Annotated in this window: 22 protein-coding genes; 5 read left to right on the forward strand and 17 right to left on the reverse strand. The window is 68.4% G+C overall.

Annotated features, from left to right (window positions below):
• The first annotated feature begins 55 nt into the window (after positions 1-55).
• Positions 56-499 carry a sugar 3,4-ketoisomerase gene (locus IF64_RS0109575; protein WP_030531687.1) on the forward strand — a complete coding sequence of 148 codons (444 nt, stop codon included), beginning with the start codon at positions 56-58 and terminating at the stop codon, positions 497-499.
• Positions 496-1,605 (forward strand): DegT/DnrJ/EryC1/StrS family aminotransferase, encoded by a 1,110-nt coding sequence (locus tag IF64_RS0109580; RefSeq protein ID WP_030531688.1) that lies wholly within the window; start codon positions 496-498, stop codon positions 1,603-1,605. Before IF64_RS0109575 ends, IF64_RS0109580 begins: the two co-directional genes overlap by 4 nt.
• On the opposite strand, the gene IF64_RS0109585 is transcribed toward IF64_RS0109580, so the two are convergent.
• Genes IF64_RS0109585 through IF64_RS0109620 form a run of 8 tightly spaced genes read right to left on the reverse strand, consistent with a single transcriptional unit; the run spans position 1,586 to position 9,091 of the window.
• Entirely contained in the window at positions 1,586-2,305 is a 720-nt protein-coding gene (locus IF64_RS0109585) for a class I SAM-dependent methyltransferase (RefSeq protein WP_030531689.1), read from the reverse strand. The genes IF64_RS0109580 and IF64_RS0109585 overlap by 20 nt on opposite strands.
• Positions 2,302-3,588 (reverse strand): activator-dependent family glycosyltransferase, encoded by a 1,287-nt coding sequence (locus IF64_RS0109590; protein ID WP_281292243.1) that lies wholly within the window; start codon positions 3,586-3,588, stop codon positions 2,302-2,304. The genes IF64_RS0109585 and IF64_RS0109590 overlap by 4 nt, the downstream gene beginning before the upstream one ends.
• On the reverse strand, positions 3,585-4,628 hold the full coding sequence (locus IF64_RS0109595; protein ID WP_030531691.1) for a cytochrome P450 family protein: 1,044 nt from the start codon (positions 4,626-4,628) through the stop codon (positions 3,585-3,587). Before IF64_RS0109595 ends, IF64_RS0109590 begins: the two co-directional genes overlap by 4 nt.
• Complete coding sequence (locus tag IF64_RS0109600) at positions 4,616-5,902, reverse strand: glycosyltransferase (RefSeq protein WP_030531692.1); 1,287 nt, start codon at positions 5,900-5,902, stop codon at positions 4,616-4,618. The genes IF64_RS0109595 and IF64_RS0109600 overlap by 13 nt, the downstream gene beginning before the upstream one ends.
• A gap of 3 nt (positions 5,903-5,905) precedes the next feature.
• Positions 5,906-6,646, reverse strand: a complete 741-nt coding sequence (locus IF64_RS0109605) for a class I SAM-dependent methyltransferase (protein ID WP_051757635.1) — start codon at positions 6,644-6,646, stop codon at positions 5,906-5,908.
• A complete protein-coding gene (locus IF64_RS0109610; protein ID WP_246134778.1) occupies positions 6,631-7,242 on the reverse strand; it encodes a hypothetical protein in 612 nt (203 codons plus the stop codon). Before IF64_RS0109610 ends, IF64_RS0109605 begins: the two co-directional genes overlap by 16 nt.
• A complete protein-coding gene (locus tag IF64_RS0109615) occupies positions 7,239-8,228 on the reverse strand; it encodes an alpha/beta fold hydrolase (RefSeq protein ID WP_084705756.1) in 990 nt (329 codons plus the stop codon). Before IF64_RS0109615 ends, IF64_RS0109610 begins: the two co-directional genes overlap by 4 nt.
• Entirely contained in the window at positions 8,225-9,091 is an 867-nt protein-coding gene (locus tag IF64_RS0109620) for a hypothetical protein (protein ID WP_030531696.1), read from the reverse strand. The genes IF64_RS0109615 and IF64_RS0109620 overlap by 4 nt, the downstream gene beginning before the upstream one ends.
• Before the next feature lie 408 nt (positions 9,092-9,499).
• Here IF64_RS0109620 and IF64_RS26005 point away from each other — a divergent pair, with 408 nt between their 5' ends.
• Positions 9,500-10,198, forward strand: coding sequence for a response regulator transcription factor (locus IF64_RS26005; protein ID WP_145600453.1), 699 nt, complete (start codon positions 9,500-9,502; stop codon positions 10,196-10,198).
• Positions 10,188-10,571: a thiol-disulfide oxidoreductase DCC family protein gene (locus IF64_RS0109630; protein WP_030531698.1), complete on the forward strand. Its 384-nt coding sequence runs from the start codon at positions 10,188-10,190 to the stop codon at positions 10,569-10,571. Before IF64_RS26005 ends, IF64_RS0109630 begins: the two co-directional genes overlap by 11 nt.
• 52 nt (positions 10,572-10,623) lie before the next feature.
• Here IF64_RS0109630 and IF64_RS0109635 read toward each other — a convergent pair whose 3' ends face one another.
• Positions 10,624-11,271, reverse strand: coding sequence for a GOLPH3/VPS74 family protein (locus IF64_RS0109635; protein ID WP_030531699.1), 648 nt, complete (start codon positions 11,269-11,271; stop codon positions 10,624-10,626).
• Between the two features lie 187 nt (positions 11,272-11,458).
• Here IF64_RS0109635 and IF64_RS0109640 point away from each other — a divergent pair, with 187 nt between their 5' ends.
• Positions 11,459-11,716 (forward strand): hypothetical protein, encoded by a 258-nt coding sequence (locus tag IF64_RS0109640; RefSeq protein ID WP_030531700.1) that lies wholly within the window; start codon positions 11,459-11,461, stop codon positions 11,714-11,716.
• A gap of 55 nt (positions 11,717-11,771) precedes the next feature.
• On the opposite strand, the gene IF64_RS0109645 is transcribed toward IF64_RS0109640, so the two are convergent.
• The 8 genes from IF64_RS0109645 to IF64_RS26010 form a co-directional block, all read right to left on the reverse strand.
• Complete coding sequence (locus IF64_RS0109645; protein ID WP_030531701.1) at positions 11,772-12,905, reverse strand: FAD-dependent oxidoreductase; 1,134 nt, start codon at positions 12,903-12,905, stop codon at positions 11,772-11,774.
• Positions 12,898-13,491, reverse strand: a complete 594-nt coding sequence (locus IF64_RS0109650; RefSeq protein WP_246134777.1) for a DUF5819 family protein — start codon at positions 13,489-13,491, stop codon at positions 12,898-12,900. Before IF64_RS0109650 ends, IF64_RS0109645 begins: the two co-directional genes overlap by 8 nt.
• Positions 13,481-14,458, reverse strand: a complete 978-nt coding sequence (locus tag IF64_RS0109655) for an alpha/beta fold hydrolase (RefSeq protein WP_084705758.1) — start codon at positions 14,456-14,458, stop codon at positions 13,481-13,483. The genes IF64_RS0109650 and IF64_RS0109655 overlap by 11 nt, the downstream gene beginning before the upstream one ends.
• Complete coding sequence (locus IF64_RS0109660) at positions 14,455-16,272, reverse strand: ABC transporter ATP-binding protein (RefSeq protein WP_051757684.1); 1,818 nt, start codon at positions 16,270-16,272, stop codon at positions 14,455-14,457. The genes IF64_RS0109655 and IF64_RS0109660 overlap by 4 nt, the downstream gene beginning before the upstream one ends.
• Before the next feature lie 4 nt (positions 16,273-16,276).
• Complete coding sequence (locus IF64_RS0109665) at positions 16,277-17,149, reverse strand: hypothetical protein (protein WP_030531705.1); 873 nt, start codon at positions 17,147-17,149, stop codon at positions 16,277-16,279.
• Positions 17,150-17,229: 80 nt separating this feature from the next.
• The gene (locus tag IF64_RS0109670) at positions 17,230-17,490 is read right to left on the reverse strand and encodes a hypothetical protein (RefSeq protein ID WP_030531706.1); all 261 of its coding nucleotides are present in this window, start codon (positions 17,488-17,490) and stop codon (positions 17,230-17,232) included.
• 120 nt (positions 17,491-17,610) lie between these two features.
• Positions 17,611-18,594 (reverse strand): acyl-CoA dehydrogenase family protein, encoded by a 984-nt coding sequence (locus IF64_RS0109675; protein WP_030531707.1) that lies wholly within the window; start codon positions 18,592-18,594, stop codon positions 17,611-17,613.
• Entirely contained in the window at positions 18,591-20,105 is a 1,515-nt protein-coding gene (locus IF64_RS26010) for an acyl-CoA dehydrogenase family protein (RefSeq protein ID WP_145600451.1), read from the reverse strand. The genes IF64_RS0109675 and IF64_RS26010 overlap by 4 nt, the downstream gene beginning before the upstream one ends.
• Between the last annotated feature and the right edge of the window lie 13 nt (positions 20,106-20,118).

Below are 20,118 nucleotides of genomic sequence, written 5' to 3' on the forward strand. Positions count from 1 at the left end.
TAGATGCGCACGTTGATGGAGGCGATCGGCGACGGGGCCGGGCTACCGTCGGGCGATGACCGTGGAGCTGTCGCCGCCGGGTCCCGGCCGGATCAGCGCGTGCCGCATGGTTCAGCTCGCCGAACACGCCGATCCGCGAGGAAGCCTGTCCGTGGTCGAGGTCGGAGCGGACATCGACTTCGAGGTTCGGCGTGTCTATTACCTGTACCACCTGCCCGTCGCCACGGTACGCGGCGCACACGGACACCGTGATCTGCGCCAGCTGGTGGTCGCGGTGCACGGCGAGTTCGAGATCACCGTCGACGACGGCTTCGACCGGTGCCGGTATCGGCTCGACCATCCGAGCCGCGGTCTGTACATCGGGCCGATGGTGTGGCGGAACCTGATCAACTTCTCGCCGGGCGCCGTCGGTCTCGTACTGGCCTCGGCACATTACGACGAATCGGACTACTTCCGCGACTACGACGAGTTCGTCCGTGCGGCGAGGCGGCTGCGGTGACCGTCCCGTTCCTCGACCTCACCGGTGGCTACAACGAGCTGCGTACCGAGATCGACGCCGCGGTCGCCGGGGTGCTGCAGTCCGGCCGGTACCTGTCCGGACCACAGGTCGAGGGCTTCGAAAACGAGTTCGCCGCGTTCTGCGGCGCGGAGCACTGCGTGACCGTCGGCAGCGGCCACGCCGCGCTGGAACTCGCGCTGCGCGCGATGGGCGTCGGACCAGGGGACGAGGTCGTCGTTCCCTCGCACACGTTCATCGCGACGTGGATGGCCGTGTCGGCGACCGGAGCACTGCCGGTGCCGGTCGAACCGGACGCGTCGACGGCCACGATGGACCCGGCGCGGATCGACGCGGCCCTCACGGCGCGCACGGCGGCGATCGTGCCCGTGCATTTGTACGGGCACCCGGCCGACCTCGATGCCATCGACGCCATCGCACAGCGCCGAGGCGTGGCGGTGTTGGAGGACGCGGCTCAGGCGCATGGTGCTCGCTACCGGGGACGACGGATCGGCTCCGGCGGGAACGCTGCGGCCTTCTCGTTCTATCCCGGCAAGAACCTCGGTGCCTTCGGCGACGGCGGGGCCGTCGTCACCGATGACCCGCAGCTCGCGCGGCGCGTGCGCCTGCTGAGCAACTACGGCTCCGCGGTGAAGTACCGCCACGACGTACGCGGCACGAACTCCCGCCTCGACGAAGTGCGTGCCGCCGTCCTGCGCGTGAAGCTGCCGCACCTGGAGTCCTGGAACGCGCGCCGTGGCCGGATCGCCGCCCGCTATCTGCGGGAACTGGACGGCGCTCTCGCGCTGCCGGCCGTGGCCGGGTGGGCGGATCCGGTGTGGCATCTGTTCGTGGTCCGCACGCAGTTGCGCGAACGGCTGCGGCAGGTCCTGTCGGACCGCGGTGTGGACACCCAGATCCACTACCCGGTGCCCCCGCACCGCAGCGCTGCCTACGCGGATCATCCGGCGGCGTCAGCGCACCTTCCGGTCGCGGACGGCTTTGCGTGCGAGGCGCTGAGCCTGCCGATCGGGCCGCACCTGACCGATGACAACGTCACCGTCGTCGTCGAGGCGGTGACCGACGCGGTCACGGCCTCGTGCCGATGAACAGACCACGCCCGGACGGCCCTGAGGCGAGGTAGTCGACCGCACACCCAGCTGTTCGGAACGCGGTTTCGTACTCCTCACGCGTGAACAACGTGATGTGGTGTACGTCGACGAACGACGCGATCCCGTCCGGGCCGGCCACCACGTAGTGCACCTCGACGCGGCTGATGCGACCCTCCACAGTGGAGTGGGAGACGCGTGCGATGGTGCGCCCGTCCGACTCGACGACGTCACCGGCGACGTAGCCGGGAAGGAACGTGTCGGGAAACCACCACGGCTCGATCACCAGCGTTCCGCCGCTGGACAGATGTTCGGCCATGGCGCCGATCCCTGCGTTGAGCTCGGCGGTGTCGGCCAGATGCCCGATCGAGCTGAACATGCAGGTGACGACGTCGAATCGGGAGCCGAGAGAGAAATCGCGCATGTCCCCGTGGTGCAGCGGTACGTTCGGCAACGTTCTGCGGGCCACGGCGAGCATGTCCGCCGACAGCTCGAGGCCCTCGACGTGCGGGCAGAACTGCGCGAAGCGCCGTAGGTGTGCACCCGTTCCGCACGCGACGTCGAGCAGCGAACCGGCGCTGCCTCCGCGCCGGCGAACGAGCTCGATCACCGACGCCGCCTCCGCCGAGTGATCCTTGCCCCTGCTCGCGTAGAACCCGTCGTAAATCTCCGCCAACTCGACCGGGTAACCGCTCGTCATGCCGACCTCCCTGACCGAAGGACGAGTCGTTGCAGCTCGGCCGCGAGCTCGGCAGGGCCCGGCTGGTCCTCCATCTCGGCGCGGAGCCGGCGTGCGGCTTCGCTGAACTCCGGTTCGGTCAGCACTCTGCGCACGGCCTCACGGAGTGACTCGGTGGTGAGACCGCCGACCGGTTCGGTGAGTCCCGCACCGGTGTCGGCGAGCATGCGTGCCTTCAATGGCGCATCCCAGATCTCCGGGACGATGACCTGCGGGACGGCGTAGTGGAGCGCGGTTCCCCAGGTTCCCGCCCCACCGTGATGCACGATCGCGTCACAGTGGGGAAGCAGTGCGTGGAGTGGTACACGGTCGACCACGCGGACGCTGTCCGGAAGCCGGCCGAGCGTCTCCGCCTGCTCGGCGGTGAGTGTCGCCACGACCTCCACGCCCAGATCCGCCACCGCGTGGAGGAGCTCACCGGGTGGGACGGAGTGGACGCCCGCCTTGCCGTCGCGCGCCGAGACGCCGAGGGTGACGCACACCCGCGGAACGTCGGGAGGGTTCCGCAACCAGTCAGGTACCCGGGAAGGCCCGTTGTAGGGCACATAGCGGGTCGACAGCACGTGCTCGTCGGTCGGCAGCCGCAGGCTCGGCGGCTCCACCTCGATGGTCCAGTGTCCGAACGCGACGTCCTCGTCGAACGTGCACCCGTATCGGTGCAGCGTCCAGCCGAGCCACTCGCCGAGCGGGTCGTCGTGGTGTTCGGGCGGCATTCGATCGAGTGCCCCGAGCAGTGCGCGGCGCGAACGGCCGAGGACGTCGGCGCCCCACAGCAGGCGCGCGTGCCGCGCCCCGCACACCGTCGCGGCCACGCCACCCGCGTAGGTGAATGGTTCCCACAGCACCAGGTCCGGTTTCCAGTGTTGGGCGTACTCGGTGAGTTCGTCCACGAAGAGGTCGTTGAGCGGCGCGAACACCGTGGGGGTCAGGATCGTCCACAGCCCCAGGAGGTCCGCGAAATCCGGGGCGCCGTCGAGCAGATCGGTGAAGTCGATCCGCGGTGCGTTCCCCGGTTGTCCCGCCAACGCGGCTTGGTGCTCCCACACGGTGTGGTCCGAACCCAGCGGAACGGCTGTCAGCCCGGCGCCGGTGATCGTCTCGGCCAGACCGGGCTGTGCGGCCACACGCACCTCGTGGCCGGCAAGGCGCATCGCCCAGGCGAGCGGCACCATGCTGTGGAAATGGGTCGTGTGGTCGATGCAGGTGAACAGCACCCGCATCGGTCGCCCGGAGCTGTGCGTCACGCGACCTCCCATCGGGCGATGCGAGCTGCGACGGGGGAACGCCGATGCCACAACGGCTGCCTCAGCGCCAGATCCGGCCATCGCCGGCGCAGGGCGGTCACCCCGACGACCGCTGTGCGTTCGACCAGCGGAACGACGGTCTCGTAGGCGGGCTCGGCCGTGACGATCTCGCTCCCGTCCCGGACCGCTGCGGCGTCGACGACGACGTGATCACCGGCCGATATGCGTTGTCCGCCCAGCTCCACGTCGTCGTGCGCCACCCGGTTGAGCAGCCGCAGCGGCGGATGTTCCCGCATCGACTCCTGGACCGCGTCGCCGGGATCGGCGTCCGCCCGGTGAACCGCGTGTGCGATCAGCGTCGGGGTGGTGGCGAGGTACAGCACGAGCGCGCTGATCCGGCCCGCGACGTCGTCGGAGGACAGTGTCGGCGTCCACCGGGAGCCGAGTTCGCGTAGCGCCTGCGTCGCAGCCAGCGCGGTCTCCAGATGCGCCGGGGTGGACAGGGCGTCCGGAACCGCCGCCAAGGCACCACGATGTCCGTCCACCGGGCCGGTGCCGAAGATCTCGGCGGCCACGCGTGCGGCCAGCGGCTCGGCGAAGTCGGCCATCAGTTCACGCGGTGGGCCTTCGGCACCGTCGAGGAGTGCGTCGACGTGCCTGCGAATCACCTCGTCGCTGTCGGCCACGGCGCCGTCGCCGATGAGCAGACGGACGGCGGCGGCAGCTCGGGCGCGGGCGCTGCCTTCCAGCTGCAGGTAGGCCTCGTCGAACGGCATGACCTGCAGGTGCGATTTCGAACCGTCGGCACGCCGGACACCGAACGTCGCCGCACCGAGGACGCGGTCGGCGAGCTTGCGATCGGTACACAGCCAGGCGCCGATCCTGCTGCGGGACAATCCCTCGGCGGTGACGGTGCGCGGTCCGGAATGGGACCCCACGAGGATGCTCGCGTACTCGTCACCTGCCAACGACTCCTGCCACAGCAGGCTGCGGACGAGTTGCAACCGGTGGCCGAGTTGCGCTGCGGTCAGCGTGCCCATGTTCCGTTTCCGGCACGATCTCCCACCCACGACTCCAACAGCGCACAGGCCTCGTCGAGGCCGCGTTCGGCTTCGATCCGCGGTCCGATCCAGCGAGCACGGTCGCGGATCCGGTGATCCCCGAGCGTTCTGATCAGCGCGTCGTGCACGCGAGTGGTGGACAGCCTCGGTGCGGGGATCGGAGCGGGAGCCACGCCCAGTGCGGCCATGCGAGCAGCCCAGAACGGGTGATCGACGAAGATCGGCACCACGACCTGGGGGACACCCGCCCTGAGCACGGCGGAGCCGGTGCCGAATCCACCGTGATGGATGACCGTCGCCGCGCGAGGGAACAGCCAGGAGTAGTCGGCGTCGTGGATCCGGAGTACATCGTCGGGAAGTTCTTCCTGCGAGGGGCCGTCGACGACGATCAGCCGATGTCCGGTGCGCCGTACGGCGTCGGCCACCATGTGGAGGCTTCCGGGTGGATAGGCGGGCCACAGGCTGCCGAACGAGAGCACGATCGGTTCGGGCTTGCGCTCGACCGCCTCCACGAGCTCCGGACCAGGTGTCCAATCAGGACGATCCCAGTACCAGTAGCCCGCGAGCATGTGCCCGCGTGGCCAGTCGGCAGGAGCCGGCAGTACGTCGGGGCTCTGCAGATACAGGAACGCGCCCCGCCGTTCCAACTCGGCGAACGGCGTGCCGGTGCCCAAGGGCCGGAGGCCGAGGTCGTCACGGTAGGCGTTGACGATCGGGCGGGTCATGCGCCACTCCATCGCCCGCGAGATGCGGTGGGTGAGGCGGTTGTACCAGCCTCCGAGCGGCAGAGACGGTGCTCCCATGGCGGGGAACGCCGACGTGGGGGTACTCGGATACCAGGACACCATCGCCCACGGTGTCTCCGGCTCCGCGGCGAGGAAGATGTTCCGGTTGAAGCTCGAGCCGACGACGAGGTCGGCCCCCTCGTAGGCGGAACTGAGCCGGCTCTGCAACTGAGCCAGGCCCGCGGCAGCGGCCTTCGCGTCGGCGTTGGGCGGCCTGCGGAGCGAACGCAACAGGCGCGTCGCCGGAGACCGGTACCGCAGGGACTCGATGACCTCCGGCGACTCGAAGTAGTGCCTGGGGCTGCCGGGAACAGGATGGAATTCGAGTCCCGCCTCGGCCGTGAGCTCACGGAAGTCGGCGTGCGTTGCAAGGCGCACCTCGTGCCCTCGTTCGCGCATGGCCGAACCCAGCGCGAGGAAGGGCTGCACGTCGCCTCGGGAGCCCACGACGGCCATCGCGATGCGCACGATCTAATCGGCCTTCCGGTACACCGTGATGTAGCGTTCGGCACCCGGCCGGAGCGGCGATCGGTCCCAGTCGGCGAATCTGTCGACTTTGGTCAGACCGGCGAGGCGCGCCATGAGGTCCAGTTCGTTCGGCCACGCGTATCGGCTGGCCTCGGTGAAAGTGGACACCGACCCGGAGCCGATCACGGCGTGCACCTCGTAGAGCATCTGGTTGACGCTGTCGACCATGATCGTGTCGAGCATCAGTTTGTCCGGGGCGAGGTGCCGGGTTTGCAGCGTCGGTTTCGTGAGCTGGTGGAAGTAGGACGGTTCGGCGGCCTCGATGACGACCCGCCCGCCGGGCACGAGATGTGCCGCGGCGTTCCTGAGCGTTTCGATCTGCTGCTCACTGTCCAGAATCATGAACAGCGTGTTGCACACGATGTAGCACAGATCGAAGTTGCCGTCGATGAGGTGCTCGGAGAAGTCGCCCTGGACGGCCTTCACCGTCGACTCCGGGTCCCGCTCCCTCAGTTTCTCGATCATGCGCGCCGACGCCTCGATGCCGTGCACGGAGAAACCCTCCTGTGCCAGCGGAAGTGCGACGCGGCCCGTTCCGGGACCGAACTCGACGACGCGACCTCCCTCCGGAACGAGGGAGCCGAGGAACGACACCGTGTCCGCGGTCTCGTGGTGCGGGTACATGAAGTCGTAGACGTCGGCGAGTGCGTCGCCGTAGGCACCCGGGTTCATCGGGCCGGACATGACTCTTCGTCCTCCTGGTGAGTCGTTGCCGCGGGCGTGCGGATCCGGCCATGACCACCGCCGTCGACGGCGTGGAAGTCCGACAGGAACAGCATGCGTGGTTCGACGGTCCTGTCGTGCCCGGCGGACTGGGCGATGAGGAACTGCACCTGTACGGCACGGGGGTGATGGACCACCTGGTTGGTCGCGAAGTTCAGCAGAGCCAGGTAGGGGACCGTGAGCTGGATTCGCTCGGGTTCGGGGACCTGTTCGGTGGCCTTGAGCAGTTCGGATGCGACGTCGAAGAGAGCCTTCTCCATGCGACGTCCGGGATGCCACACCATCTGCAACAGCGTGCGGTTGATGACGACCTCCTGCTCCCGCCACGGCGTGAGCGTCCCGTCGTCGAGTTTGTCCCGGTAGAGCACGTTGAAGTCGTGCCGTGCGGGTGTCGGGGCGAAGAAGCGCCAGTTGGGGATCGCCATCGCGGTCGGGTCGATGCGCGTACCGAGCGCCAGCGGGCGGTCGGCCTGCTGCGCCACGGTCAGCGCGAACCATCCGGCGAGCGTCCCGTACAAGCCCCAGCGGCACGCGGTTCTCGTGATCGGTTTGCTCATGGTCGTCCATCTCCCCGTCTGGTTCCGGTCAGGGCAGGTTCGGTATGCGTGTCGCGCACCCAGTCGACGACCTCGGTCACCGACCGGGCGAAGCGCTCGTGCATGACCAGCGAGTCGTGTTTGGCGTCGGTGACGATCTCGTGGCGATGTACGTCCGAGAGCGTGGCCAGCTCCGCCTGCATCCGGCCGTGTTCCAGATCGGACGTCGCCTGCTGGCCCGCGGTGACCACGCCGAGCGGCATCGAGGACGGCATGACCGCGGCAGACGTCTCCTCGGCCCAGGACCTCTGCCACAGTGCGAACTCCCGGCGTGCTGCTTGCCACGGTCCCGGATGCCGCATGATCGCCGCGCTGACGTTGCGGACCGACTCGGGAAGCTCGGCGATGCTGCCGAAGCCGTTGTCGTCGAGTCGGCCGAGCACGGCACGCCGGTATGAGTTGGCGATGTTCTGCCTGACGAGCGGCATTCCCTCGCGCTGCATCGCCGAACGGGCGAGCTGGTCGGGATGGGAGGAATCGACCAGTACGAGTCCGGCGGTGTCCTCGGGGTATCGCGCGGCGAACGTCCGCACGAGCAGCCCGCCGACCGAATGGCCGACCAGGAGGTAGGGGCCGGGCAGCTCCAGGGCGTGAAGCAAGCGCATCGTGAGTTCGTTGAGCTCTGCGGCCGTGCGGGGTGGGGCGTGCTGGGTGCTCCAGCCGTTGCCCGGACGGTCGTAGGCGACGTAGGGCACGCGTCCGTCCAGTTCGGCCGTCAGCCACGCCCACTCGGTGCACGGGCAGCAGAGCGCGCTTTCGAAGACAACGGTCGGACCGGATCCGGTTCTGCTCACCAGCGCATGGAGCGTCTCGCGGCCCACGTCGACGAGTTCTCCGGGAGCCGGCGGCAGCTCGCGCGGAGCGCGTTCGCGCAGCACGCCGGCGATCGCCGTGGCTGCCCCTGCGGCCGCAGCGGCACCGAGCAGCGCGCGCCCGGCCCTGTTCATCCTGGCTCTCCGGCCGTCACGTGCTTGCGCTGGGCCACTCCGAGGGACCGGGAGAAATAGGCGACGGCGGGGTAGGTCGCCACGAACGACCAGAAGAACCTGTTCAGGCCCATGAACCGGGCGTTGCCGAGGTGGAAGGCCATGCCGCTGAGCAGGATGGCGCGGGCCACCGGCTTCGGTGCCACGAGTACCAGCGGGAACAGCGCTTCGGCGACCATCACGCCCCACGCGACCGCCTGTGCCACGAGCTTGCGGTCCTTGACGATGTCGTGGGCGAACTTGTCGCCGTAGGTCGTCGTCCGGAACACGCCGGTGATGGCCTCGCCACTGCGCCAGACCGGCGAGGTCATCTTGACCGAGCCCGACGTGAAATAGGACAGACAACTCTGCGCCGCGATGAAGGCCAGCGCTGCCTCACGTGCCCGCCGATCGTTGGGGTAGAGCTTCTCCAGCAGGGACACCGCGAAGTTGATGAACGCGAGGTGGTCCGAGCCGTCCATCCCGTAGTTGCTGCGCAGATTGAGGGCTGCGCCGCTGGCCGTCATGCCGGCAAGCGCGGCACCACGCCTTCGCCGGTTCGATCCGGGCACCAGAAGCCCGAGTCCGGACAGCAAGCGGGTCTGCACGACACCGACGACCTGGGGATACTTGAGTACCTTGCCGAGCTGTTTGCCGAGGCCGCGATTCAGCCCGAGCATGCGGGTGCGGGTGATCGGCCAGCCGAAGAGGCCCTTGTCGTCCAACGTGTTCGCGGTCGAGAGGAGCTCGGCGGAGCTGATGGTCGCACCGACCGCCGTCAACCATTCGACCTTCCGGAACGCGGCATCCACCTCGTCGACCGGAGGACGGCTACGCAGTCTCAAGATTTCCTCCGAAGATCCGCGGGCCTCCCTTGCGCAAAGAGCCCGGAGCTGCGCTCGACCATAGGGCGCGCCCGGGCAGGTCGGCGTCCTTCATACGGCTGGCATTGCGGTCGGGACGCTTCCTCCAGATGACTGAGGCCCACGACGATCGCGCCGGGGACGCGAGATTCCTACGAAGGATGCAAACCGTTCAAATCGCCCGTTGGGTCCGGCGCGTACCGCGCGTTGTACTGCGAAGACATCCGGCGGCGCGACCGTGCATGACTGTGGGCATCGAGCCCGGTACGCAGCGTTTCCACCGTTCGACCGAAGAACACGAGTACGACGTGCGTAGTTCGGCTACTGTGGGCGCTTCACGCAGAAGTCCTGCGTACGTCTTGTCAAGTGTTCGACCGAAAGTGAGGTCGCGTGATTGGTCTGGGGGTCATCGAAGATCGACCTGCGGGGGCGATAGAAACCGTATTCTCCTGGCTGCACGTCATGGATCTCGACCGCTTCAGAATTGCGATCAGGCAGGTGTCGCCGACAATCGACGACGCCATGCGTGCCGCGTCGCGGGAACGTCCTGACGTGTGGTTGCTCCGGGTGAAGGGCGGCATCAACGGCGCAGCGCTCCACGAGCTCTGCGGTGGCTCGGCGACGAAATCGATGCTCAAGCAGGTCGCCGTCGTGTGCGACAGTTCGTACGACGATTTCGGCAGTATTTTCTCGCACGGAGTTTCCGCGGTAGCTCTGATCGACGATTCGCCGTGGGAGATCGTCAGCGCCGTGCACGCCGCGGCGTCGCGGAAATTCTTTCTATCGGCGCGAATTCTGGACAAGTACCGGGATCAGCTGATCGGGTTCGCCACGGCACCGTCGTCGCGGCGACTGGATATCCTGACCAACCGCGAGCACGAGGTACTCGTGGCCTTGGCCGGTGGAAAGTCCAATTCGGAGATCGCCCGCGCGCTGTGCATCAGCCGAGCGACCGTGGGCTCGCACGTATTGAGCATCCTGCGCAAACTCGACGTCGCCAATCGCACGGAGGCGGCGGCCCTCGCGCACAAGCTCGGCCTGATGGACGAACCCAAAGCAGGCGAACCGGAGGTGAGTCGTGTCTCCTGACGGAGTCGCGCCGCGACTGCTGTTCGACGGTGACTGTGGATTCTGCACCAAGTCGGTGGCCTGGCTGGACCGCCGCGGGTTGCTCGGGTATCCGGCGGTGCCGTGGCAGAGCGTTCCCGCCGATGAACTACCGGTGCCCGAGGAACGGCTCACGACCGAGGTCGTTCTCGACCGCCCCGGCGGAGTTCTGGGAGGTGCCGATGCACTGGCCGCCACCGTGCGTGCGTCCGAGTCACGGCTCCGGATCGCCGGGACGCTGGTCGCCTTGCCCGGAGTACGCGCGCTCGCCCGAGCTGTCTATCGCGTAATCGCCCGGAACCGGTACCGGATGCCTGGCGCAGCCGCGGCGTGTGCGGTCACCAGGCCGAAGTGAGACGTTCGGCCGGGTAGTCGGACGAACGTCGCCCGGCTACCCGGCTACCCGGCTACTGGTCGAACCCCGGCATCACCATGATCGCCATGGCTCCGACGAGTACGGCCATCGTCTCCGCGGTCTGGGCGCTCACCGCCCCGCCCAATGCGTTGTCGTCGGCAATCTCCGCGAGTCGGCGCCGTTGGGCGTCGGTCAGGTCGAGTTTCTTGGCGAGTCCGCTGGCGTGGGTGATCGCGATGAGCAGGGCCGTTCGATCGTCCGGGGCCGCGGTGCCGTCGGCGGTATCCCGGATCCGGCTCATCGAACGCTCGCGCTGCGCCTCGTCGGGGTAGTGGTAGTCGAACGACAGGAATCCGAGTTTCTTCTCGGTCTCCTTGCGAAGCAGGCCGGTCTCGAGCAGGTGGGCCCGATGGTCGGAGAACGTGCTGAGCTGTAGTGTCAACCACGACGAGAGCTTCTGCCCCGGCCGCGTTTCCAACTCGGTGAGCAACTCGTCCATCCAGCCGATTCCGGTGGTGGAGGAGTCGGTGATGTACACCTTGCCGTCGTCGAGGCGAGCCCGGTCGCGGCAGGTGAGTTCCGCGATGCGTGCGACGGCGGTCGCGGTCGTCGCTGCGGTGTCGTAATGCGTTCCATCGCCCTTGTGCAGCAACAGGACGAATTCGTCCGCGAGCGTCACGGTGTGGTTGTCGGACGGCATGGCTCAGCTTCCTCGCCTAGGGAGTCGCGTGGTCGTACGCCGACGAACATACCGCAGTAGGCAGTGAATCGAGTGGTGTGCAACGAAAAATGGGCTACATCGTGGATGTTGCCACCGAAGTCATTAGTTACGTTCATGGTCGCGGAATCGGTTCCGTGTTATCGAGATAAGTGCGAGGAGTGATGTCATGAATCCGATCGAACAGGCCGCCGGCGCGGCGACGTCTGGCGAGGGCGGTCTGCGTCCGCTCGAGCGGGTCGAGCACTGTGCACCGGTACTCGGCACCCCGGCGTGGGTCACCGCGGCCGGCGTGCTCTACGTCGCGGGCAACATGGTGACGGACCTGATCGGCCAGGAGTCCCGTGTGGATGGCCAGGGCCAGGACCTCACCGGAAAGTCCGGCGCCGAGTTGCTCGACATCCGTCGCAGCGGCATGCGCGCCTGAATGCCGGTTCACGCGGGGCCCGCCGGACAACGGCGGGCCCCGTCCGCGCTGGCGGTCAGCGAACCTGCAGCGACGCGATGAGCGGGCCTTCCGGGCAGTGCACGTCGAACAGCGAGGTGTGTCCTGCCACGGCACGCATGGTCCTGGAGAGGACGGCACCGGAACCCGCGGTGCCGACGAGCTCGGACAGCCCGTACGCCAGGCGTTCGGTTCCCTCGCGCTGTCGTGCGGGGTCGAGGCAGAAGCGTGCGAACTCGCCCGCGGCATCGAGGACACCGGTGTAACAGTCGTGGTAGTTGGCGGCGATCCGTGGTGCGTCCTGCGCGGCGCTCCCGAACGCCAGGTCGGCGACGACGGGTACCGCCGCCTGGGCCGCGAGCAGCGTGATCGTGGCGGGGTCGAGGAACATCGGATCCTGGCGGCCGGCCGCGTCGCCGACGCTCAGCCAGCCGGCTCCCACCAGGGCGGGGCATCGGTATGCGGCCCAGCGCTCGGCGGCCACGTCGACGTGGCGGTGTGGCCGCAACGTCGCGGTGGACGTCCCGTCGGCGCGGGGAACGGCGCACTGCCACTGTCCCGGATCGGGGAGCTTGCGCACGTGATGTTCACCGGGAACGTGGCCCGGCGGTTCGTGGCTTCGGTCCAGGCGATACGGCTCGCCGATCGGGTCGGCTTCGGACAGACTGCTGGAGACCGCGCGTGCCGGGCCGGTCGCGTCCACGACGAAGGCAGCAGGTAGTGCGCGGGTGCCTTGCCCGTCGCGAACCTCGATGCCGGAGACGACGCCGTCGGCGTCCCGGATCGGACCGAGCACGTGCGTGTCCCGTCGTACCGTGGCACCGCACTCCTGTGCCCGCGTGAGCAGAAGCGCGACGAACGCGTCGTGGTCGACGTGGTAGCCGAACGGAAAATGCGCGTCGTCGGCGAGAGCCTGTCGCCATGCGGGTTCGCCGTTTCCCCAGTCCATTACCGACACTCGCGCGGGTGGGAATGCCGCGGCTCGCGCGGTGAGCCCGAGTTCGGCGAGCACGTGATGCACGCCGGGCGCCAGTACCTCGGCACCGGCCGAACCAGGGTTCGGCTGTGTGTCCACGACGACGACGGGGACCCCCCTGGACGCCAGACCCGCCGCGACGGTTGCACCGGCGATCCCCGCCCCGGCCACGACGACGGGTCGGTCGTCACGCACCGACGTTCGCCACCGATCGAGTCCGTCCCAGTGCGTGCAATTCGGACAGGAACACCATGGCCGGTTCGTCCTGTTCGTCGTAGCCGCCTGACATCGCGATCAGGAACTGGGTCCGTTCCGCGTCCGGGTGGTGCTGGCGCGAAGTGACGTGCGCCAGCAGCGTCAGGTAGGGAATCGAGAGCTGAAGCGTGGGATCGGGTTTGCCGTCGAGTCGATGCTGGTGCTCCTCGTCGTCGATGTTGCGCAACAGTTCGGCCGAGGCGTCGAACACCGTCTTCTCGGCGCGTCGGTGCGGATGCCACAGCGCATGCAGCAGGGTGCGCTCCTCGACGTGGCTGATCTCCTGCCACGGCGTGAGCGTGCCGTCGGTGAGCTGATCGCGCATGAGCAGGTGCTGGTCGTGCACGCCCGGGTTCGGTGCGAAGAACCGCCAGTCGGGGATGACCAGGCAGAGCTTGTCCCATGCGCTGCGCCTTCGGGGGTCGCGGTAGAGCTTCTGACCGACGACCGTGAGCCCGAACCAGGTGGCGAAGAGCCCGTACAGAGCCTTGCGGCCCAAGTTCGGCGGGAGTGTTCTACGGTGCAACGTTCGATCCTTCCGTGCTGGCCTCATGGACGTTGGCCCCTGCGGCGTCGGTCCGTGCGATGCCGGAGCCTGCGGGGGCGGACGCGTGCCTGTCCGCCAGCCGGTCCAGAACGCGGGACACGGCTTCGGTGACGACCGTCGACTGCTTCCGGTCCAGGACGAGTTCGAAGTGGTCGGCGTCCGCGGCGGTAGCGGCGAAGGCATCGGACGAGAGGGTGAGCAGCTCTTCCTGCAGTTTGCGATGCGTGATGTCGTTGCGCAGGGAACGTCCGGACACGACGACGCCCACCGGCACGTCCGGTGGGAAGGCTTCGGTGGCGACCTGCGCCGGATCGGCGTTCTTCCAAGCGACCAACTCGGCGGCCGCCGCGCGGTAGACGCCGGGCAGGTGCAGCCTCGCCCGTGCGTGTGCTGCGTCGGCGGTGGGCAGTTCCGTGAACTGGTCGTCGAGTTCGCGGCGGCCGAGGCGCAGGAACGCCTGCAACGCGGAGAGTTTGAGCGACTGCTCGAGCCAGGCCATGCCCCGGCGCTGCATCGACGACCGGCGCAACTCCTCGGCGTGCAGCGAGTCCGCGAAGACGACACCCGCGACGTGCTGCGGGTGACTCCCTGCGAAGCAGCGCACGACGAGTCCACCGAACGAATGGCCGACGAGGACCACCGGGCCGGTCACCTCCAGCGCGGTGAGCAAGGCTCGGAGTTCCTCGGCGAGGCGAGGAACGGAACGGGGCGCCGGGCCCGGCTCGCTCCACCCCGTGCCGGCACGCTCGTAGCTGATCGTCCGCGTCCGCGCCGCGAGGTCGCCCTGTACCCAGCTCCAGGATTGCAGTGGGGACACGAGTCCGCTCTCGAACACGACGGTCGGCAGGTCGCCCGCCGTCCCACGGTCGAGGGCATGCAACCGGTGCCGGCCGATCGGAATCATGCGCCCCGCCGGTGCGGAGGTGTTCGGTGCACGTCGAGTCATGGGTTCTCCCGTCCACGTCCGGCCGCGGGGCCTTGCTGGATGGCGTTCAGTCGTTGATACAGCGGACTACCGGCGAGCAACTCGCGATGTGTGCCCAGTGCTCGGACACCGCCGGCTTCCATGACCACGATCCGATCGGCGTCGACCACGGTCGACATCCGATGCGCAACGCTGATCACCGTGCATTCGGCGGAGATCCTGCGCAGGGAGTTGCGCAGAACGAGTTCGGACTCGGAGTCCAGATTGGACGTCGCCTCGTCCAGCAGCAGAACCGCGGGTCTGCGGACGAGCATTCGCGCGATGGCCAGGCGTTGACGCTGACCACCGGACAGGCCGACGCCGCTCTCGCCGAGCTCGGTGTCCAGGCCGCGGGGGAGGGCGCGGATCACGTCGGTGAGACCGGACAACCACAGCGCGCGCTCGATCTCCGTCGACGTCGCGTGGTTCTCGCCGTACACGAGGTTCTCCCCGATGGTGCCGCGCAGTGTGGTGCTCTCCTGCTGCACGTAGCCGACCAGGCCGCGCACGATGTTGACCGGGATCGCGTTGATGTTCTCGCCGTTGATGAGGATCCGCCCGCCCTGCACGGGGTAGAAGCGCATCAGCAGTTGCAGCAGCGTGGTCTTGCCCGAACCGGAGGGGCCCACGATCGCCGTGAGGCCGCGTGCGGGGACCGAGAACGACACGCCGCGCAGCACGGGTTCGTCGGGCTCGTACGCGAACCGGACTCGTTGGAACTCGACACCGAAGTGGTTGTAAATGACCGTGTCGCGGGACGCGAGCACGTCGTCGGGGTGCCGTGCCGTTGCCCCGGCGGGCGTGTGGGGGAGCAGAACGGACGGCTCCTGCGGAATGGAGGCGAGCTCGTTGATCCTGCCGATGGCCGCTCGGCCCTGCTGCAGCTGGCCGATCCCGATGAACAGGGTCATCAACGGCGACACCAGATAGAACAGGTACATGATGAACGCCGTCACGTCCGCGGCACTGATGGCGCCCGTCGCCGCGCGGCCCATTCCCGTGATGATCACCGCGGCGAGCGAGGCCTGCAGGCCGATGCTCATCACCGGCGACAACATCGCGTTGAGCGCGCTGACCTTGATTCCCGAACTCCGAGCGGCGAAGGCGACCCCGCCAATGCGGTTGCCCTCCAGCTCCTCGGCCCGGCAGGCCTTGACCGTGCTGAACGCACCGATCGCCCGTTGGAGATCGGAACCGAGGTCGCCGACGATCGCGCGGTTGTGCTGGGCCACGGTGCGGAGCCTGCGTGCGAGCAGGAGCGACACGGCGCTGGCGATGCCGAGCCCACCTGCCGTGACCCCGAGCAGCAGTGGGTCGATCAAGAACATGAGCACGATGCCGCCGACCACCATGGCGCTGTCGATGAAGATGCTGGGCAGGCTCTGCGCCAGTGCGATCTTCAACAGCGACGTGTCGGTGACGACCCGCGCCTGCACGTCACCGTGCCGCAGTTTGCCGAACGCGGTCACGTCGGCGTGCAACAGCTTGTCCAGCAGTGCGACGCGGGTGTCGTAGACGATCCGTTCGCCCGTCCTGCCCATGCTGTAGGCCTGCACGGCGGTCAGTGCCGCCTCGCCGAGGAACAACCCGACGACGACGATGATGGGGACGAACAACCCGGCGTCCGTGCCGACCACACCGATCAGCTGGCCGATCAGGGCCGGTTGGGCGAGCCCTGCGGCCGCGGCACCGAGTCCGAGCACGATGGCACCGCAGATCTTCGGAAGGTGTCGTCGCGTGATCTCGCCGACCCAGTCGTGCGGGGTCGGCGACTCGGAGTGGGCCGTGCGGAACATGATTTCAGTCCGACCGGCTGCGGTCGGTCCGGCCGAGACCGCGGGCACAGTACGCGATGGCGGGATAAGTCCCGAGGAACGCCCACACGAACCGGTTCAGGCCCATGAACACGGCGTTGCTTCCGTGGAAGCCGGCACCGACCGCCAGCAGCGCGCGTGCCACCGGCCCGGGAGCCACGAGTACGAGCGGGAAGAGCGTCTCGCCCACGATGGTCACGTGACCGAGGGCGCGGGACAGTCGCGGGCGGTCGCGCAGGAAGTCGAAGGCGAAGCGGTGGCCGAACATCCGGGTGCGGAAGATGTCCCGCACCGCGGTGCCGTCGCGCCACACCGGTGAGATGGCCTTCGCCACGCCCGCGATGCCGTAGGACAAACAGGACTGTGCTGCGATGAACCACAGGCACGCCTGCCTCGCGCGCGGGTCGGAGGCGAACGCCTTCGACAGTGCGAGAGTTGTGAGCGAGATCGTCAACACGGTCTCGGACCCGTCCGAGCCGTACGGGCTGCGCGCGTGTACCGCGAAGTTGGTGGCAGCCAGGTAGGTCGCCGCCGTGTTCTTGCTCGTCGCCGAGGCCTTCGGGTTCATCAGCGTGGCCGCGGCGAGTACCCGGAGACCGAACAGTCCTTGGATGCCGGGCTTGTCGAAGAACACGCCGAGCACCTTCTCGGCACGACCCGTCATCCACCGGTAGCGCGTACGCGCGGTCTCCCAGCTCAGGAGCTCACCGCGGTCGAAATCTTTCGAGGAAGCCAGGTACTCCAGTGAGGACACGGCGGCGCCGAGCCCGGTGAGGGCCTCGACCTGCCGCAGTGCACGGTCCTGACGATCCCGGTCGATGTGGGCCCGGCGGGCGGGGAACAGGGCGGCTTTCGTCACGGTGGCTCGCTTCGGTAGGTCAGATTCGTTGTGACGCCGCGGAAAAACGGCACTTCTCCGCGGCGTCACGACTGCCGTACTCAGTTGATGCTGGAGACCCGCATGTCGAGCAGGTCGCCGACCGAGCCGTAGTTGGGGACCGGGCCGGTGGGCGTGACCTTGTCGGATCCGTGGTGCTCGACGGCGTCCGAGATGAGGCCGGCGGTGAAGACAGCCGCGGCGGCCGCCGTGTAGCCGGCGTACGCGGGCGTGGCCAGCACGGGACCGACGGCCGAGGTGACCTCGAGCGGGCTCAGCACGTTGTCGGCGTGCTGGTTCGCGAACGCTTCCACGTTGCTCATGGTTGCTCCTTAGACGCATGGATTGCACTTGCGCTGGAGAAGCTACGGAAACGCGTTGACGGCGGGCATCCATCGAAGTAAGGATCTATCGGAGCCGTGGAGAAGGTCGGCCCACGTTGATCAGATCAGGCCCGGCTGCGGACGGCCACCGAGCTGTGCATGTGCCACGGCCCGCTCGGCCCGCGGCGATACGAGGAACTCCCGCGCCAGCGTCTCGGCGTCGCGCCAGCATTCCTGCAGTGCGTGTCCGTTGTAGAGCGCCGAACCACCGGCTTTGCCGAAGGAGAAACGGATGGTTTCGATCGCGGTCTGGTATGTGTGCAGGGCAGCGGCGGCGAACGTGACACGGCGTGCGGTCGTCAGTGTGGTTCCGGATGCGCTGTCGGGAAGACGTGCGAGTTCGGTGTGGAAAAGTGCGCGTGCGGCTCGGAAATCCTGCACGGTTCGGTTCAGCTCGGTCTGGAGCAACGGTTCCTCCGCCATTCGGTGCACCGAGCCGAGTCGGGATCTGTGGCGCGCGGTACGCGTGATCTCGGTGAGCGCGCGGCGGGCGAGTCCGAGAAGTACGGAGGTTTCGGCGCACCGGGCCGTCACCGGAAGCAGGTGTCCCGTTCCGGGCGCGAACGCGTCGTGGACGGCATTCTCAGGCACGGCAAGCCCGGTTACCGACACGGTGCGCGGGTGCACGGAGAGCAGCCCGGCGGGCCGGTTCGTTCCGATGTGGACAGCGCCGCGTGGGACGAGTACCAGGACCGGTTCGGTCCCGATTCCGGCGATCGAATCGCGTTGTGCCACGAGCCCGAACCTGGACGCCGTTTCGGCACCGGGCACGCCCGGCCACTCCCCGTCGAGCACGTAGCCGCGCGGAGTGCGGACGAGTGTTCCGCCGGGGCGAAGGCATCCGGTCAGGGGGCCGTCGGACGTCGCGGGCCCGCCGACGACCGTTGCGAGCGTCGCCGATCTGGCCAGCAGCAGTCCGTTGCCCGCGTCGATACCGCCCGCCTCCTCGCAGGCGCGGTGCAGTTCCTCCCACGTGCATGCCGCGGCAGGACCCGGTTCGCCGGTGTCGTTCGCGGCTGGTCCCGTCGCCAGGAGGTCCGTCACGGGCGATCACCGCCGATGAACCGGACCGCGTTGCGCCGGACGACGTCGTCGCTGACGGCGAGATGCTGACCTGCGGCGACGATGTCTCGTTGGCAGCGCTCGAGTGCGGGGTTAGCCGCATGCGCCCCGAGGAGGTTGGCCTCGCCCACGATGCGTTTGGCCGTGTCGGTGACGTGGCGGAGCGCGAGTGCCAGGCGCGGATCGTCACGGCTCGGCGGGTTGGCGTCGTCGCCGAACCGTTCACAGTAATCGTCCACTGTGTGCAGTGCCAGAGCTCGGGCGGCGGCGAGGTCCGTCTCGAGCCGGGCGAGTTCGACGGCGACGTCGACGTCGTCAAGGAGTGGTGCGTTCCCGGCAAGGGCGGCGATCTCGTCGAGTGCGCGCCGGGCGATCCCCAGTGGCAGGCCGATCATCAGCACGCCCTGGATGTTGTAGGGGCTGAGCCGGTGTAGTCGTCCGCCACAGCGTGCTGTCGCGGAGAACAGCGGCGCAAGCCGTCGCGCCGGGACTTCGCAATCGGTGAGCACCAGGTCGTGACTGCCGGTACCGGCCAGCCCGGCGACGTGCCAGGTGTCGACGATCTCGGCACTGCGGCGGGGGACGACGGCCAGCATGGGTTCGGCGCCTCCTTCGGTCGGTACGGTGACGCCACCCATCAGCCAGTCGGCATGGAGGCAGCCGCTGTTGAACCGCCAGCGTCCGCTCACCCGGTAGGTGTCGGTTCCGGACGGCTCTGCCTGACCGGAGATCGCCGTCGAACCGGCCAGGATCACACCGCCGTCGCCGCCCGCGAACTCCTTCGCCACCGGCTCGTCGAACCAGGCGAGGTAGGCCGACTGATTCCCGATGAAGGTGCACCATCCGGCGGCGGCGTCGGCAGCGGAGAGCTCGGCAACGGTGTCGACGACGGTACGGAAGTCGTAGTCGCGTCCACCGAGGACGTCGGGGGCACCGAGCCGGAAGAGTCCGCCCGCACGGATCGCCGCGACACATCCCGCGTCGAGGGTCGCCGCTGCCGCGGAGTGCTCCGCACGGTCACGGAGGAACGGAGCCAACGCGCGGGCGACGGCCGCGGGGTCCCCGGCGTCGGCAATCGCGCGCATTCTCGTCATCACAGCGGCCCAGCGCACGAGCGCGGTGTCCGCGTCGGCCACTGCACGCCACACCGAATCCACGGCGGCTGGCAGCTCCCCGGTGACCTGCCAGCGCAGAATGCCGGTGCCGTCGTCCGCCTCGTCGACCCGCCAGCGCAGTGCGGGCGCTTCGGCGTCGTCCGGGGTCAGCGTTGCGACCCGGTCACGTGCGTCGGTCGCGACGGTGACCTCGGCACTCGCCTCCGGTGTGGTCAGCCGGTAGCGTGCGCGTTCCCACGTACCGTCGCCTCTCCTGCCCGCGAAGTCCACGGTGAACGCGCCGGCGAGGCCCGTCCAGCTCTGCGGTGAGGACAGCAGCAGCCAGGCCGATGCCGCGGGGGCGGCGATCGGGCGTTGCGACGTCGTGCAGCTGTCCATCGGCACGGAGACT

Source organism: Prauserella rugosa, assembly GCF_000719975.1.
Lineage (GTDB): Bacteria > Actinomycetota > Actinomycetes > Mycobacteriales > Pseudonocardiaceae > Prauserella > Prauserella rugosa.

What these genes read in the sequence shown, in the direction of transcription:
- IF64_RS0109575 (WP_030531687.1), top strand. Translation starts at nt 56, where the DNA reads ATGACCGTGGAGCTGTCGCCGCCGGGTCCCGGCCGGATCAGCGCGTGC.
- IF64_RS0109585 (WP_030531689.1), bottom strand. Translation starts at nt 2,305, where the DNA reads ATGACGAGCGGTTACCCGGTCGAGTTGGCGGAGATTTACGACGGGTTC.
- IF64_RS0109595 (WP_030531691.1), bottom strand. Translation starts at nt 4,628, where the DNA reads ATGGGCACGCTGACCGCAGCGCAACTCGGCCACCGGTTGCAACTCGTC.
- IF64_RS0109605 (WP_051757635.1), bottom strand. Translation starts at nt 6,646, where the DNA reads ATGTCCGGCCCGATGAACCCGGGTGCCTACGGCGACGCACTCGCCGAC.
- IF64_RS0109610 (WP_246134778.1), bottom strand. Translation starts at nt 7,242, where the DNA reads ATGAGCAAACCGATCACGAGAACCGCGTGCCGCTGGGGCTTGTACGGG.
- IF64_RS0109615 (WP_084705756.1), bottom strand. Translation starts at nt 8,228, where the DNA reads ATGAACAGGGCCGGGCGCGCGCTGCTCGGTGCCGCTGCGGCCGCAGGG.
- IF64_RS0109635 (WP_030531699.1), bottom strand. Translation starts at nt 11,271, where the DNA reads ATGCCGTCCGACAACCACACCGTGACGCTCGCGGACGAATTCGTCCTG.
- IF64_RS0109640 (WP_030531700.1), top strand. Translation starts at nt 11,459, where the DNA reads ATGAATCCGATCGAACAGGCCGCCGGCGCGGCGACGTCTGGCGAGGGC.
- IF64_RS0109655 (WP_084705758.1), bottom strand. Translation starts at nt 14,458, where the DNA reads ATGACTCGACGTGCACCGAACACCTCCGCACCGGCGGGGCGCATGATT.
- IF64_RS0109660 (WP_051757684.1), bottom strand. Translation starts at nt 16,272, where the DNA reads ATGTTCCGCACGGCCCACTCCGAGTCGCCGACCCCGCACGACTGGGTC.
- IF64_RS0109670 (WP_030531706.1), bottom strand. Translation starts at nt 17,490, where the DNA reads ATGAGCAACGTGGAAGCGTTCGCGAACCAGCACGCCGACAACGTGCTG.
- IF64_RS26010 (WP_145600451.1), bottom strand. Translation starts at nt 20,105, where the DNA reads ATGGACAGCTGCACGACGTCGCAACGCCCGATCGCCGCCCCCGCGGCA.